The sequence below is a fragment of the Streptomyces sp. NBC_01451 genome (assembly GCF_036227485.1).
GTDB lineage: Bacteria > Actinomycetota > Actinomycetes > Streptomycetales > Streptomycetaceae > Streptomyces.
In genome coordinates this window covers 2,481,505-2,495,495 of sequence record NZ_CP109479.1, presented here as the reverse complement: position 1 = coordinate 2,495,495, position 13,991 = coordinate 2,481,505, and the positions used below count along the sequence as shown (strand labels likewise).

At 70.2% G+C, this 13,991-nt stretch carries 15 protein-coding genes and 1 pseudogene; 15 read left to right on the top strand and 1 reads right to left on the bottom strand.

All coding sequences use genetic code 11. The features are described 5' to 3' along the window. Positions 1-67: 67 nt before the first annotated feature. From rplS to OG595_RS10445, 12 genes are all read left to right on the top strand, one after another. A complete protein-coding gene (rplS, locus tag OG595_RS10500; RefSeq protein ID WP_046258836.1) occupies positions 68-418 on the top strand; it encodes a 50S ribosomal protein L19 in 351 nt (116 codons plus the stop codon). Between the two features lie 60 nt (positions 419-478). Continuing rightward, positions 479-1,195, top strand: a complete 717-nt coding sequence (gene lepB, locus OG595_RS10495; RefSeq protein ID WP_329270362.1) for a signal peptidase I — start codon at positions 479-481, stop codon at positions 1,193-1,195. Continuing rightward, the gene (lepB, locus tag OG595_RS10490) at positions 1,188-2,270 is read left to right on the top strand and encodes a signal peptidase I (RefSeq protein ID WP_329270359.1); all 1,083 of its coding nucleotides are present in this window, start codon (positions 1,188-1,190) and stop codon (positions 2,268-2,270) included. The genes lepB (OG595_RS10495) and lepB (OG595_RS10490) overlap by 8 nt, the downstream gene beginning before the upstream one ends. Then, positions 2,161-3,180 carry a signal peptidase I gene (gene lepB / locus OG595_RS10485; RefSeq protein WP_329270358.1) on the top strand — a complete coding sequence of 340 codons (1,020 nt, stop codon included), beginning with the start codon at positions 2,161-2,163 and terminating at the stop codon, positions 3,178-3,180. The genes lepB (OG595_RS10490) and lepB (OG595_RS10485) overlap by 110 nt, the downstream gene beginning before the upstream one ends. A 90-nt stretch (positions 3,181-3,270) precedes the next feature. After that, on the top strand, positions 3,271-4,020 hold the full coding sequence (gene lepB, locus OG595_RS10480; protein WP_329270355.1) for a signal peptidase I: 750 nt from the start codon (positions 3,271-3,273) through the stop codon (positions 4,018-4,020). Continuing rightward, positions 4,010-4,534, top strand: coding sequence for an NUDIX hydrolase (locus OG595_RS10475; protein WP_329270352.1), 525 nt, complete (start codon positions 4,010-4,012; stop codon positions 4,532-4,534). The genes lepB (OG595_RS10480) and OG595_RS10475 overlap by 11 nt, the downstream gene beginning before the upstream one ends. A 55-nt stretch (positions 4,535-4,589) precedes the next feature. Then, positions 4,590-4,898 (top strand): DUF2469 domain-containing protein, encoded by a 309-nt coding sequence (locus tag OG595_RS10470; protein ID WP_003965949.1) that lies wholly within the window; start codon positions 4,590-4,592, stop codon positions 4,896-4,898. Positions 4,899-5,005: 107 nt separating this feature from the next. Beyond that, on the top strand, positions 5,006-5,440 hold the full coding sequence (locus OG595_RS10465) for a YraN family protein (RefSeq protein WP_329270350.1): 435 nt from the start codon (positions 5,006-5,008) through the stop codon (positions 5,438-5,440). Next, entirely contained in the window at positions 5,440-7,065 is a 1,626-nt protein-coding gene (locus OG595_RS10460; RefSeq protein WP_329270347.1) for a YifB family Mg chelatase-like AAA ATPase, read from the top strand. Before OG595_RS10465 ends, OG595_RS10460 begins: the two co-directional genes overlap by 1 nt. After that, positions 7,062-8,267, top strand: a complete 1,206-nt coding sequence (gene dprA / locus OG595_RS10455) for a DNA-processing protein DprA (protein WP_329270345.1) — start codon at positions 7,062-7,064, stop codon at positions 8,265-8,267. The genes OG595_RS10460 and dprA overlap by 4 nt, the downstream gene beginning before the upstream one ends. A 322-nt stretch (positions 8,268-8,589) precedes the next feature. After that, a complete protein-coding gene (whiG, locus tag OG595_RS10450; protein ID WP_329270343.1) occupies positions 8,590-9,432 on the top strand; it encodes an RNA polymerase sigma factor WhiG in 843 nt (280 codons plus the stop codon). A 125-nt stretch (positions 9,433-9,557) separates the two neighbouring features. Further along, on the top strand, positions 9,558-10,115 hold the full coding sequence (locus OG595_RS10445) for a TetR/AcrR family transcriptional regulator (RefSeq protein ID WP_329282778.1): 558 nt from the start codon (positions 9,558-9,560) through the stop codon (positions 10,113-10,115). A 106-nt stretch (positions 10,116-10,221) separates the two neighbouring features. On the opposite strand, the pseudogene OG595_RS10440 reads toward OG595_RS10445, so the two are convergent. Next, a pseudogene (locus tag OG595_RS10440) lies at positions 10,222-10,776 on the bottom strand (M23 family metallopeptidase); the annotation flags it as partial. Between the two features lie 324 nt (positions 10,777-11,100). Between OG595_RS10440 and rpsB the strand changes: the two are divergent. The 3 genes from rpsB to pyrH all read left to right on the top strand — a co-directional run bounded on the left by rpsB (position 11,101) and on the right by pyrH (position 13,920). Further along, on the top strand, positions 11,101-12,021 hold the full coding sequence (rpsB, locus tag OG595_RS10435) for a 30S ribosomal protein S2 (protein ID WP_329270342.1): 921 nt from the start codon (positions 11,101-11,103) through the stop codon (positions 12,019-12,021). A gap of 99 nt (positions 12,022-12,120) precedes the next feature. Continuing rightward, complete coding sequence (gene tsf, locus OG595_RS10430) at positions 12,121-12,957, top strand: translation elongation factor Ts (protein WP_329270339.1); 837 nt, start codon at positions 12,121-12,123, stop codon at positions 12,955-12,957. A gap of 204 nt (positions 12,958-13,161) precedes the next feature. Continuing rightward, positions 13,162-13,920 carry a UMP kinase gene (pyrH, locus tag OG595_RS10425; RefSeq protein ID WP_327697978.1) on the top strand — a complete coding sequence of 253 codons (759 nt, stop codon included), beginning with the start codon at positions 13,162-13,164 and terminating at the stop codon, positions 13,918-13,920. Positions 13,921-13,991 lie beyond the last annotated feature (71 nt).

The window sequence follows — 13,991 nt, the reverse complement described above, 5'->3', positions numbered from 1 at the left end:
GACAGCATCCTTCCGAAATTCAAGCTCCCGTTGATGACCTGTGGCATCAGCGAAGAAAGCAGACGAAATGTCTCACCTGCTCGACTCCGTCGACTCCGCGTCGCTGCGCACCGACATCCCGGCCTTCCGCCCGGGTGACACCGTCAACGTCCACGTCCGCGTCATCGAGGGCAACCGCTCCCGTGTGCAGCAGTTCAAGGGCGTGGTCATCCGCCGCCAGGGCGCCGGTGTCCGTGAGACCTTCACGGTCCGCAAGGTCTCGTTCTCCGTCGGCGTGGAGCGCACCTTCCCGGTGCACACCCCGATCGTCGAGAAGATCGAGCTGGTCACGCGTGGTGACGTGCGTCGCGCCAAGCTGTACTACCTCCGTGAGCTGCGCGGCAAGGCCGCGAAGATCAAGGAGAAGCGCGACAACTGAGCTTTCGGCGAGCCCGATACAAAGAAGGCTCACATCGGGGCCGGATAACATCCTGCCCCGATGGACACCGAAGCACAGCCGACGGAGCGCGACCGCTCCTCCCGCCCTGCTCGATCCGAGGAGATCTCGGACACCGAGGGGCCGGAGGACCGGTCGCGTTTTGCGTTGGTGTCCAGGGCGGCCGAGTGGCTCCCGGGCGGAAGGTTCACCCTGACCGTGCTGGTTTTTCTGCTGTTTCTGCTCCTCTTCAGCAGGTTCGTCATCCAGCCGTTCGAAATTCCCAGCCGCTCGATGGAGGGCGGATTGAGGATCGGGGACCGCGTTCTCGTAAATAAGTTCGCGTACCGTTTCGGTGCCGAGCCGCAGCGCGGTGACGTCGTCGTGTTCGACGGAACCGGCTACTTCGGGCACGCCGACTACATCAAGCGCGTTGTGGGTGTGGGGAGAGACCACGTGCTCTGCTGCGACAAGGAGGGGAGAATCGAGGTGAACGGCCGGTCGGTCGACGAGTCGACGTTCCTTTACCCCGGTGACAGCCCGTCCACGGTGTCCTTCGACGTGGTGGTGCCCGAGGGCGCGCTCTTCCTCCTGGGAGACCACCGCAGCGACTCCAGCGACTCCCGCGACCATCTGGGTTCGCCGGGCGGCGGCATGGTTCCCGTCGGCAGAGTGATCGGCCGGGCCGACTGGATCGGCTGGCCCAGCGAGCACTGGACCCGTCTGCACCGACCCGGCGCGTACGCGCGTGTGCCCGCCGCGGACGGTGTCCATGGGTAATCGCGGCAAACCGCGCGGCGCTCCCAGCACCGTCGCAGACCAACTGCTGCCCACCGGCTCGCGCCGGGCCTCCGGTGCCGCCGCAAGGCCGGGACGGGCCGAGCGGCGCAAGCTCCAGCGCAAGGTCAAGCGGCGCAGACGGCGCTCGGCCGTCAAGGAGATACCCCTCCTGGTCGGTGTCGCGGTCCTCATCGCGCTGGTCCTGAAGACCTTCCTCGTGCAGGCGTTCGTCATCCCGTCGGGTTCGATGGAGAACACGATCCAGATCGGCGACCGGGTCCTCGTGGACAAGTTCACCCCCTGGTTCGGCTCCAAGCCCCAGCGCGGCGACGTCGTCGTCTTCAAGGACCCCGGCGGCTGGCTCGACGACGAGCCGACCACCGCGAAGAGCGAGGACCCCATCGTCGTCAAGCAGGTCAAGCAGGGGCTCACCTTCATCGGCCTGCTGCCCTCGGACAACGAGAAGGACCTCATCAAGCGGGTCGTCGCGGTCGGCGGCGACACCGTCAAGTGCTGTGACTCCGAGGGCCGCGTGACCGTCAACGGCATGCCGCTCAACGAGACGACCTACATCCACCCCGGCAACAAGCCGTCCTCGTTCACCTTCGAGGTGAAGGTTCCCGAGGGACGCCTCTTCGTCATGGGCGACCACCGGGCCAACTCCGCCGACTCCCGCTACCACCGCACCGAGGCGTACAGCGGCACCGTGTCCGAGAGTTCCGTCGTGGGCCGGGCCATGGTCATCGCCTGGCCGTTCGGCCACTGGACCCAGCTGGAGGAGCCGGACACGTTCTCCTCGGTGCCGGGTGGGTCGGCCACCGCCCTCGGCTCGTCGCATAGGGTGGCTTCCGCGGATCGGTATGGATCGATCCCGCTCCCGACCCCTGCGGAACTCCCGCTCGTTATGGGAGTGGTGGGCCTGCGTCGCATCCGGCGCAGGCGGCGGTTCGGAGTGAGGAGTGGACGTGGGGGATTTGGCGGTCGGCGCACGGTCCGGACAGGACGGCCCCGAGGAACAGCGCCCCGCGGAGCCGGTTCCACCGGCCGCAGAGGACACCGTCCCCGCCGAGAGTGACTCCGGGGCCCCAGGGCTTGTCGGCAGCGGCTCAGGGTCCTCCGGGACGGGCAGCGGGGACTCCGGGGACGACACGGCGCGGGACCTCGACGAGTCCGGCCACAAGCCCAGGAAGCAGCGCTCCTTCTGGAAGGAGTTGCCGCTGCTCATCGGCATCGCGCTGGTGCTCGCGCTGCTGATCAAGACCTTCCTCGTCCAGGCGTTCTCCATCCCCTCGGACTCCATGCAGCACACGCTGGAGCAGGGCGACCGGGTCCTGGTCGACAAGCTCACCCCGTGGTTCGGCTCCGAGCCCGAGCGCGGTGAGGTCGTCGTCTTCCACGATCCCGCCGACTGGCTGGCCGGCGAGCCGACCGTCGAACCGAACCCCGTGCAGCGGGTCCTCGGCTGGATCGGCCTGATGCCGTCCGCCAACGAGAAGGACCTCATCAAGCGCGTCATCGGCGTCGGCGGCGACACCATCGAGTGCAACGGGACGGGCCCGCTGAAGGTCAACGGCAAGGCGCTCGACGAGCCCTACGTGTACGCGGGCAACACCCCGTGCAGCGTCGACGACCAGGGCGGCCAGTTCAAGGTGACGGTACCCACGGGCAAAATCTGGGTCATGGGTGACCACCGGCAGAACTCGCTGGACTCCCGGTACCACCAGGAGGACAAGAACGCGGGCTTCGTCCCCGTGGACAACGTGGTGGGCCGCGCCATCGTGGTCGCCTGGCCGCCCACCCGCTGGGACACGCTGCCGATTCCCGACACGTTCGACCAGAACCTGAGCGCCGCCGCTCCGGGCGCGCTGGGCCTCGCGGGCGCCGTCCCGCTGGTCCTGTGGCGCAGGCGTCGCGCGGGCGGTCGTCCTGCCGCTCCCGTTACCGTCGGAAACTCCGGTGTTCCCGGGTCGGGTACCGCCGGGTAGGGTGCCGTCCCAGACAGCCGATCTTCCGTGGCCCCGCCAGTCGGCACAGGGGCCACGGGGATCGCTTCTCCGAACTGGGGGAACACTGGGATGAGCAGCACGACGGCACGTACGGACGAGGGCCATGGACGGCTCGGCAGCAAGCTGTCGGGACTGGCCATGGCCCTCGGCTGTGTGCTCTTCCTCGGCGGTTTCGTCTGGGGCGCGATCCTCTACCGGCCGTACACCGTGCCGACGGACTCCATGTCGCCCACCATCGTGGCCGGTGACCGGGTGCTGGCCCAGCGGGTCGACGGCGACGAGATCAAGCGCGGTGACGTCGTGGTCTTCAGGCAGGCGAGTTGGGGCGACATGCCCCTGGTCAAGCGGGTCGTGGCCGTGGGCGGCGACACGGTCTCCTGCTGCACGGACGGCAAGCTGGTCGTCAACGGCAAGCAGATCCAGGAGTCCTACCTGCGCAAGGGCCAGCTCGCCGAGCTGACCGGCATCCCGTCGATCACGGTCCCCAAGGGACGCCTGTTCCTGCTCGGCGACGAACGCACCGGCTCCCTGGACTCCACGGCCCACCTGACGGAGGCCTTCAACGGCACGGTGGACCGCAGCGGGGTGGAGGCCCGCGTCGACGCGGTGGTGTGGCCCATGAACGGCATGCTGGCCCGTCCCACGGGCTTCGAATCGCTGGGGGGCCTGTCCACGCCGGGTCCGCTGCGGCTGCTCACCGTCGCGATCGTGGTGGGCGGGGTGCTCGTCCTGGGCGGCGGTGCCTACGGGGCGATCGCCGACCGGGCGGCGAAGAAGCGGCGCTCTGCCGTGGTGGCGGAGCCTGCCGGTGCCCGCTGAGCCGGTGGGCGCTGCCGACGACTCGCACGCCGGCGGTGTACGCAGGGTGTCCCGGATCGTGCTCCTCGACCCCCGGGATCGGATTCTGCTGCTGCACGGGCACGAGCCGGACGATCCGGCCGACGACTGGTGGTTCACTCCCGGCGGCGGTCTGGAGGGCGCCGAGACGCGCGAGGAGGCCGCACTGCGGGAACTCGCGGAGGAGACCGGCATCACCGAGGTCGAACTCGGTCCGGTGCTGTGGCGGCGCAGGTGCTCCTTCCCGTTCGCGGGGCGGCGCTGGGACCAGGACGAGTGGTACTACCTGGCCCGTACGGAGAGAACGGAGACCCGGGCCACGGGTCTCACGGAGCTGGAACGGCGAAGTGTCGCCGGAGCGCGCTGGTGGACGTGCCAGGAACTGACCCGGGCACATGAGACGGTGTATCCGACCAGACTCGCCGAGCTCCTGCGCAAGGTGCTCGACGAAGGTCCCCCGGCCATGCCCGAGACCCTCGACACGGAAATCGTCTAGTGGCTCGCGGCACTGGCGCACAATGGGGGGACGCACGGCTGAAGGGGAACATGCCATGAGCGCCGAGGACCTCGAGAAGTACGAGACCGAGATGGAGCTGAAGCTCTACCGGGAGTACCGCGATGTCGTCGGTCTGTTCAAATATGTGATCGAGACCGAACGGCGCTTCTACCTCACCAACGACTACGAGATGCAGGTGCACTCGGTCCAGGGCGAGGTGTTCTTCGAGGTGTCCATGGCGGACGCCTGGGTGTGGGACATGTACCGGCCGGCCCGGTTCGTGAAGCAGGTACGGGTACTCACGTTCAAGGACGTGAACATCGAGGAGCTGAACAAGAGCGATCTGGAGCTCCCGGGCGGCTGACCTTCACTCGTGCGGGTGGCGGAGTTTTCCACAATGCCGAGGTTGTCCACCAAGATCCAATAGCTCGCCGCACTGCCCGCATCGTTGGCGCCGGAGGTGGTGCCGACATGAACACACGTCATGCGCGAAACGGCGGACAGGGCGACGGACGGAGCGCCGCGCGGGGCAACGCGCAGCGCGGAGCACTGGGCAGGTACGGCGAGGAACTGGCCGCGCGGCGGCTGACCGAGGCCGGGATGACGGTCCTGGACCGCAACTGGCGCGCCGGCCGGACCGGCGAGATCGACATCGTGGCCCGGGACGGCGACGCTCTCGTCGTCTGCGAGGTCAAGACCCGCCGGGCGGCCGGACCGGCGGGGGCCTTCCAGCACCCGATGGCGGCTGTCACACCGGCCAAGGCGGAACGGCTGCGAGGCCTCGCCGAGCGCTGGGTCCAGGAACACGGGGGAGCGCCACCCGGCGGGGTCCGCATCGACCTGGTCGGTGTTCTGCTGCCCGAGCGCGGCGCGCCCGTGGTGGAACACGCGCGGGGGGTGGCGTGATGGGATTCGCCCGTACGTGTTCGGTGGCGCTGGTGGGTGTCGAGGGTGTGGTCGTCGAGGTTCAGGCGGATCTCGAACCCGGCGTCGCCGCGTTCACCCTGGTGGGACTGCCCGACAAGAGCCTGACGGAGAGCCGGGACCGGGTCCGGGCCGCGGTCGTCAACTCGGGAGCCGCCTGGCCGCAGAAGAAGCTCACGGTGGGGCTCAGCCCGGCGTCCGTGCCCAAGAGCGGCAGCGGGTTCGATCTCGCCGTCGCGGCGGCCGTGCTCGGGGCCGCCGAGCGGATCGATCCCCGGGTCCTGGCGGACATCGTGATGATCGGAGAGCTGGGCCTCGACGGCCGGGTGCGACCCGTACGGGGCATCCTGCCGGCGGTGCTGGCGGCGGCCGACTCGGGATACGAACAGGTGGTCGTGCCGGAGTGCTCCGCCGCCGAGGCCGCGCTGGTCCCCGGGGTGTCGGTGCTCGGCGTGCGCAGTCTGCGGCAACTGATCGCCGTCCTCACGGACGAGCCCGTACCCGAGGAGGAACCGGACGAGCACGGCCGCCCGGACCCGCTCATGGCGGGCCTGCGCATGCCGGGCACCGGGGCGGCCACGGGCATGCACGGCACGGGTGCCGCCCCGTACGACAACGGTCACGACCTGGCCGACGTCGTGGGCCAGTACTCGGCACGCACGGCGATGGAGGTGGCCGCGGCCGGCGGTCACCACGTGTTCCTGGAAGGGCCACCAGGCGCCGGCAAGACGATGCTCGCCGAGCGGCTGCCCGCTGTCCTGCCCCGACTCACCCGGGAAGAGTCGCTGGAGGTGACCGCCGTGCACTCGGTCGCGGGCCTGCTGCCACCGGGCAAACCCCTGATCGACACGGCGCCCTACTGCGCCCCGCACCACTCGGCCACCATGCAGGCACTCGTCGGCGGTGGACAGGGCGTGGCCAGGCCCGGAGCCGTCTCGTTGGCTCACCGCGGAATTCTCTTTCTGGACGAGACTCCGGAGTTCGGCAGTCGGGTGCTGGACGCCCTGCGCCAGCCCCTGGAGGCCGGGCATGTGGTGATCGCGCGGAGCGCGGGGGTCGTGCGGTTCCCGGCCAGGTTCCTGATGGTCCTCGCGGCCAATCCGTGCCCGTGCGGCCGTTTCTCCCAGCGGGACACCCTCTGCGAGTGCCCGCCCTCCGTGATCCGGCGCTACCAGGCCCGGCTCTCCGGGCCACTGCTCGACCGGGTCGACCTGCGGGTGGAGGTGGACAGGGTCACGCGCTCCCAGCTCATCGAGCGCGGGGCACGGGGCGAGTCCACGGCGACGGTCGCCGAGCGGGTGCGGGCGGCCCGGGAGCGGGCGGTGGCGCGGCTCGTGGGGACCCCGTGGCGGACCAACAGCGAGGTGCCGGGACGGGAACTGCGCAGCCGCTGGCATGCCGTGCCCGGCGCCATGGAGGAGGCCGAGCGGAATCTGGAACGGGGCGTGCTCACCGCGCGCGGCATCGACCGCGTCCTGCGGGTCGCCTGGACCGTCGCGGACCTCGTCGGCCACGACCGGCCCGACGCGACGGACGTCGCCCTGGCACTGCAACTGCGTACGGGAGTGCCGCGCGGGGTGCCGATGGCCATCGGGGCGCTGACATGACGGGGCATGCGGCAGGGGACGCGACCGGCGGCCGGCCGGGTGGGGAGCCGGACGGCCGGCTGAGCGCGGACGGACTCGCCCGGATCTTCCTCACCCGGGTCGTCGAGCCGGGGGACGAGGTCGCCGGGCGGTGGGTCCGGGAGCGCGGAGCCGTGGAGGTGGTGCGGCGGCTGCGGGACGGCGGTCCGATGCCGACCGGGGTCACCGCGACCCGGTGGGCGGGGCTGTGCGCGCGGGCGGCACGGGCCGAGCCCGAGCGGGATCTCGCCGTCGCGCGGGCGGCGGGGGTGCGGTTCGTGTGGCCAGGCCTGCCGGAGTGGCCGGCCCAGCTCGACGACCTCGGGGACGCGCGGCCCACGGGACTGTGGGTGCGCGGGCGGCCCAGCCTGCGGATGTGGGCGATGCGGTCCGTCGCCGTGGTGGGAGCCCGGGCCTGCACCGAGTACGGCGCCCACATGGCGGCCACGCTCGCCGCCGGGCTCGCGGAGCGCGGGTGGGTGGTGGTGTCGGGCGGCGCGTACGGGGTCGACGGGGCCGCGCACCGGGGTGCGCTCGGTGCGGGCGGTGCCACCGTCGCCGTACTCGCCTGCGGAGTCGACCGGCCCTACCCGCGCGGACACACCCAGTTGATCACCAGAATCGCCGAGCAGGGCTTGGTGGTCGGCGAGTTGCCGCCCGGTGATCATCCGACGCCGAGCCGGTTCGTGACGCGGAACCGGGTGATCGCGGCCCTCACCCGGGGGACCGTGATCGTCGAGGCCGCGTACCGCAGCGGTTCGCTCGTCACGGCGCGGGCGGCTCAGCGGCTGGGGCGGTTCACGATGGGGGTGCCGGGGCCCGCCACCAGCGGACTCTCCGCGGGGGTGCACGAGCTCCTTCGCGGCGAGGCCGTGCTGGTCACCGACGCGGCGGAAGTCGCCGAACTGGTCGGGGACATGGGCGAACTGGCGCCGGACCGGCGTGGGCCGGTGCTCCCGCGCGACCTGCTGGAACCGGCGGCGGAACGCGTTCTGGCCGCGCTGCCGGCGCGCGGGACGGCGGCGGTGGACGACATCGCGCGGGGAGCGTCGACGACCGAGGACGACGCGGTCGCCAGACTGTACGAGCTCCGATCACTTGGTTACGTCGAACGACACGGCGACGGCTGGAAGTTGACACGCCAGGCGATGATCTCCGTCCGGGCCGGCCGGGAGCGGTGCTGACCGAGCGTGTTCGGCCGTCCGGGGGATGCCCGACGCCCTTGGTAATTCCCGCAGTTGGTCCGCTCCGATGGTCACACAGGGCAACGGGCATGCCCCTGAGGGACGTCAAGCGGAACGTATCTGCGTACGCCCTGTCCCCCCGACCTCGCACACTGCGACACCTCAGTCACGCTACGCTCGCGTGGATTCCGGTGCAGACCGGCAGTCGGGCAGGCAATTGGACCAGACGGGTAATTCGACATCAGACCGCTACAGACCGACGGCCCATCCGGGCACTCCTCCAGACACCACCGGTTCACGGCAGAACGGCACAAGGCGACGTATGCCCCAGCACACCTCCGGGTCCGACCGGGCGGCGGCCCCACCGGCAGCCCGCGACGGCGGTAGCGTGCGCCCGCCCGCGCCCTCGACGCTCGACGAGCTGTGGCGTTCGTACAAGACGACGGGCGACGAGCGGCTGCGCGAGCAGCTGATCCTGCACTACTCGCCGCTCGTGAAGTACGTCGCCGGCCGGGTGAGCGTCGGGCTGCCGCCCAACGTCGAGCAGGCGGACTTCGTCTCCTCCGGGGTGTTCGGGCTGATCGACGCGATCGAGAAGTTCGACATCGAGCGGGAGATCAAGTTCGAGACGTACGCGATCACTCGCATCCGGGGCGCGATGATCGACGAACTGCGGGCGCTGGACTGGATTCCGCGGTCGGTGCGCCAGAAGGCGCGGAACGTGGAGCGGGCGTACACGACGCTGGAGGCGCGGCTGCGGCGCACGCCGACGGAGGGCGAGGTGGCCGCGGAGATGGGCATCGCGGTCGACGATCTCCACGCCGTGTTCAGCCAGTTGTCGCTGGCGAACGTGGTGGCTCTGGAGGAGTTGCTGCACGCGGGGGGCGAGGGCGGGGACCGGCTGAGCCTCATGGACACCCTGGAGGACACCGCCGCCGACAACCCGGTCGAGGTGGCCGAGGGCCGGGAGCTGCGGCGGTTCCTGGCGCGGGCGATCAACACGCTGCCCGACCGGGAGAAGACCGTGGTGACGCTGTACTACTACGAGGGACTCACCCTCGCGGAGATCGGCAACGTGCTGGGCGTGACCGAGAGCCGGGTCAGCCAGATCCACACCAAGTCGGTCCTGCAACTGCGCGCGAAGCTGGCGAGCTTCGGTCGCTGACCCGACCCGACCTGGCCTGACCTCACCCGACCTGGCCGGTCGGCGACCGGGGTGACCCGAGTCTCTCCCCTCCGGGGCGGTCCGTCCGTACAGTGGTTGACGTGCCAAGGATTCGAGCGGCCTCCGTGGCCGAGCACCGGTCGATGCAGCGAGCCGCCCTGCTGGACGCGGCCAGGTCCCTGCTGTCCGAGGGCGGGACGGATGCGCTGACGTTCCCGGCCCTGGCCGAGCGGACCGGGCTCGCGCGGTCGTCCGTCTACGAGTACTTCCGGTCGCGGGCGTCCGTCGTCGAGGAGCTGTGCGAGGTCGACTTCCCGCTCTGGGCGGCCGAGGTCGAGGCGGCGATGGCGGCGGCCGAGGGGCCCGAGGGCAAGGTCGAGGCCTATGTGCGCCGACAGCTCGCCCTGGTGGGCGACCGGCGGCACCGGGCCGTGGTGGCGATCTCGGCGAGTGAGCTGGACGCGGGGGCCCGGGAGAGGATCCGGGCGGCGCACGGAGGGCTCGTCGCGATGGTGGTCGAGGCGCTGCGGGACATCGGGCACGCGCAGCCCCGGATGGCCGCGATGCTGTTGCAGGGGATCGTCGACGCGGCCGTGCGGCGGATCGAGTTCGGCGTCGCCGAGGATCCCGCGGTGATCACGGACGCGGCTGTGGTGATGGCTCTGCGGGGTGTGCGGGGCTGAGCCTGGCTGCGGTTGGGGCCGGCGTGAGTCGCGCAGTCCGGCGCTGTCGGAGTGCCGCCCGCGCTTTTCGGCGCCGCCCCTGGCGGCACGCGTGCCCGCAGGTCGTGGGGACCGGCACGCCCTGTACCGGCAGGAGGCGTGAGGGGCCCCTGCGCAGCAGCCATGGAGGCAGGAGTGTGAGCGGGTCCAGGTAGGTGTCGCCCCTCAGCAGGCCCCAGTGCACGCACGTCGTCGTCGCGCAGTGGCTGTTTCCCGCCTCGACCGTGCCCACCACCTCGCCCGCCGCAACCTCGGCGCCCTCCTTCACCGCTGCCGTCACCGGTTCGTACGTTGTCCGTAGGGGCGGAGCCCCCGTGCCCGTGAGTTCGACCGAGACGACCCCCCTTCCCGCCACCCGGCCGGCGAAGTGCACCCGGCCGGCGGCCACCGCGCGAACCGGGGCGCCCGGGGCCGCCGCCAGGTCCACGCCCCGGTGGCCCCTGGCGTAGGGCGTCGGGGGCGGTTCCCAGGCACGCAGGACCAACGGACGTGTTCCCACCGGCCAGGTGCGGGCGATCGTGGGTGTGGGCGGGGCGTCCGCCGCGGGTGACGGTCCGGTCGGCGGGGGCTCCCCGGCTCCCCGCGCCGTCGACGCCGTCAGCGTCACTGTCAGCGTCAGCATCAGGGGCAGCAACAGGCCCAGGCCCGCACGTCGCACTCCTCGTTTCGCTCGCATGGGCGGAGCCTGCCGCGATTCCGGGCGGTATAGGCGGGCCTGTGGAGTACTGACCGGTTGTGGATATCGGCGTCACCCGGGGCCTCGCGGGTCCCGTACACTTCCTTTGGCGATCCGGGTGACCGGGTCGACTTCGCACGCCCCGACATCAGGCCCCCAAAGGGTGGGTGTCAACGCCTCTCGGTCCCTCGCGGCAAGGCGTATTCGGGCGTCAGGCGCGGGCGCCGTCCGGTACCCGCGGCACAACCGAGAAACACAAGGAGAACGGCCATGGCCGTCGTCACGATGCGGGAGCTGCTGGAAAGCGGCGTCCACTTCGGTCACCAGACCCGTCGTTGGAACCCGAAGATGAAGCGCTTCATCTTCACGGAGCGCAACGGCATCTACATCATCGACCTGCTCCAGTCGCTGTCGTACATCGACCGCGCCTACGAGTTCGTCAAGGAGACCGTCGCCCACGGCGGCACGGTCATGTTCGTCGGCACGAAGAAGCAGGCGCAGGAGGCGATCGCCGAGCAGGCGACCCGCGTCGGCATGCCCTACGTCAACCAGCGCTGGCTGGGCGGCATGCTCACCAACTTCTCGACCGTCTACAAGCGTCTGCAGCGCCTCAAGGAGCTTGAGCAGATCGACTTCGAGGACGTCGCCGCGTCCGGTCTCACCAAGAAGGAGCTTCTCGTGCTCTCGCGCGAGAAGGCCAAGCTGGAGAAGACCCTCGGTGGTATCCGCGAGATGTCCAAGGTGCCCAGCGCCGTCTGGATCGTGGACACCAAGAAGGAGCACATCGCGGTCGGTGAGGCCCGGAAGCTCAACATTCCGGTCGTCGCCATCCTCGACACCAACTGCGACCCCGACGAGGTCGACTACAAGATCCCGGGCAACGACGACGCGATCCGCTCCGTCACCCTGCTCACCCGCGTGATCGCCGACGCCGTCGCCGAGGGCCTCATCTCCCGTTCCGGCGTCAACACCGGTGACAAGGGCGAGAAGGCCGTCGCGGAGCCTCTCGCCGCGTGGGAGCGCGACCTCCTTGAGGGCGAGAAGAAGGCCGACGACGCCGAGGCGCCCGCCGCCGAGGCTCCGGCCGCTGCTGAGGCTCCCGTCGAGGCCGCCGAGGCCGAGGCTGCCGCTGAGGCCCCCGTCGAGGCTCCCGTCGCCGAGGCTCCGGCCGCGGACGCCGAGCAGGCCTGACCCTCACCCCTTCGGGTTGTCGACGGCGGGGGCACCTCCATCGGGCCTCCGCCGTTCGATCCGCAGATCTTTCAGACTTCGAGAGAGACTCCGAGAATCATGGCGAACTACACCGCCGCCGACGTCAAGAAGCTCCGTGAGCTCACCGGCGCCGGCATGATGGACTGCAAGAAGGCGCTGGACGAGGCCGAGGGCGATGTCGACAAGGCCGTAGAGGCCCTGCGCATCAAGGGCCAGAAGGGCGTCGCCAAGCGCGAGGGCCGTTCCGCCGAGAACGGCGCCGTCGTCTCGATCATCGCCGACGACAACACCTCCGGTGTTCTCGTCGAGCTGAAGTGCGAGACGGACTTCGTCGCCAAGGGTGACAAGTTCCAGGCCGCCGCCAAGGCGCTCGCCGAGCACGTCGCCAAGACCTCCCCGGCCGACCTGGAGGCGCTGCTCGCCTCCGAGATCGAGGCCGGCAAGACGGTTCAGGCGTACGTCGACGAGGCCAACGCCAACCTGGGCGAGAAGATCGTCCTGGACCGCTTCGCGCAGTTCGCGGACGGTTTCGTACTGGCGTACATGCACCGCACGATGCCCGACCTGCCCCCGCAGATCGGTGTCCTCGTCGAGCTGGACAAGCCCAACGCCGAGGTCGCCAAGGGCATCGCCCAGCACATCGCCGCCTTCGCGCCGAAGTACCTCTCCAAGGAGGACGTGCCGGCCGAGGTCGTCGAGACCGAGCGTCGTGTCGCCGAGGAGACCACCCGCGCCGAGGGCAAGCCCGAGGCCGCCCTGCCGAAGATCGTCGAGGGTCGCCTCAACGGCTTCTTCAAGGACGCCACGCTGCTCGGCCAGCCGTACGCCCTGGACAACAAGAAGTCCGTCCAGAAGGTCCTGGACGAGGCCGGTGTCACCCTGAAGCGCTTCACGCGCATCAAGGTCGGCATCTGAGTCCGTACCGCGATCGACGCGCGGCCCGCGTAGGGATACCTATAGGGTCGACGGCAGTCGCGCGCGTACGCCGTCACGCACGCGCGCGTGGCGGACGACAGCAGATCTGACGAGGAGGCCATTGCCGAGCATGGGATGCGATCGACACCCCATCGGCAGTGGCCTTCTTCGTATGTGTGACCACGTGAAGAGGCGAGATTCTCCATGACCACCAAGGCCCAGAAGAGCGACGACGGCAAAGTACGCGGCCGGTACATGCTGAAGCTGTCCGGAGAGGCCTTCTCCGGTGGCGGGGGCCTGGGCGTCGACCCCGACGTGGTGCACAAGATCGCCCGCGAGATCGCGGCCGTCGTGCGCGACGGCTCCCAGATCGCCGTCGTCCTCGGCGGCGGCAACTTCTTCCGCGGCGCGGAACTCCAGCAGCGCGGCATGGACCGGGCCCGCTCGGACTACATGGGCATGCTCGGCACCGTCATGAACTGCCTCGCTCTCCAGGACTTCCTGGAGAAGGAGGGCATCGACAGCCGGGTCCAGACCGCCATCACCATGGGCCAGGTCGCCGAGCCGTACATCCCGCTGCGCGCCGTACGGCACCTGGAGAAGGGCCGTGTGGTCATCTTCGGTGCCGGTATGGGCATGCCGTACTTCTCCACCGACACGACCGCCGCGCAGCGCGCCCTGGAGATCGACGCCGAGGCGCTGCTGATGGGCAAGAACGGCGTGGACGGGGTCTACGACTCCGACCCGAAGACCAACCCCGAAGCCGTCAAGTTCGACTCGCTCGGGTACGGCGAGGTCATCACCCGGGACCTCAAGGTCGCCGACATGACCGCGATCACCCTCTGCCGGGACAACAAGCTCCCGATCCTCGTCTTCGAGCTTCTGACCGAGGGCAATATCGCGCGGGCCGTCAAGGGTGAGAAGATCGGCACACTCGTCGGTGAACAGGGCAGCCGGGACTGACCGGGGATCAGCCCTGCCCGGGGACGGACCCTGAGCGGGGGATGGACAATGTCCTGCCGGTCGGGAACCGT

What these genes read in the sequence shown, in the direction of transcription:
- rplS (WP_046258836.1), top strand. Translation starts at nt 68, where the DNA reads ATGTCTCACCTGCTCGACTCCGTCGACTCCGCGTCGCTGCGCACCGAC.
- lepB (WP_329270362.1), top strand. Translation starts at nt 479, where the DNA reads ATGGACACCGAAGCACAGCCGACGGAGCGCGACCGCTCCTCCCGCCCT.
- lepB (WP_329270359.1), top strand. Translation starts at nt 1,188, where the DNA reads ATGGGTAATCGCGGCAAACCGCGCGGCGCTCCCAGCACCGTCGCAGAC.
- lepB (WP_329270355.1), top strand. Translation starts at nt 3,271, where the DNA reads ATGAGCAGCACGACGGCACGTACGGACGAGGGCCATGGACGGCTCGGC.
- OG595_RS10470 (WP_003965949.1), top strand. Translation starts at nt 4,590, where the DNA reads ATGAGCGCCGAGGACCTCGAGAAGTACGAGACCGAGATGGAGCTGAAG.
- OG595_RS10465 (WP_329270350.1), top strand. Translation starts at nt 5,006, where the DNA reads ATGAACACACGTCATGCGCGAAACGGCGGACAGGGCGACGGACGGAGC.
- OG595_RS10460 (WP_329270347.1), top strand. Translation starts at nt 5,440, where the DNA reads ATGGGATTCGCCCGTACGTGTTCGGTGGCGCTGGTGGGTGTCGAGGGT.
- dprA (WP_329270345.1), top strand. Translation starts at nt 7,062, where the DNA reads ATGACGGGGCATGCGGCAGGGGACGCGACCGGCGGCCGGCCGGGTGGG.
- whiG (WP_329270343.1), top strand. Translation starts at nt 8,590, where the DNA reads ATGCCCCAGCACACCTCCGGGTCCGACCGGGCGGCGGCCCCACCGGCA.
- rpsB (WP_329270342.1), top strand. Translation starts at nt 11,101, where the DNA reads ATGGCCGTCGTCACGATGCGGGAGCTGCTGGAAAGCGGCGTCCACTTC.
- tsf (WP_329270339.1), top strand. Translation starts at nt 12,121, where the DNA reads ATGGCGAACTACACCGCCGCCGACGTCAAGAAGCTCCGTGAGCTCACC.
- pyrH (WP_327697978.1), top strand. Translation starts at nt 13,162, where the DNA reads ATGACCACCAAGGCCCAGAAGAGCGACGACGGCAAAGTACGCGGCCGG.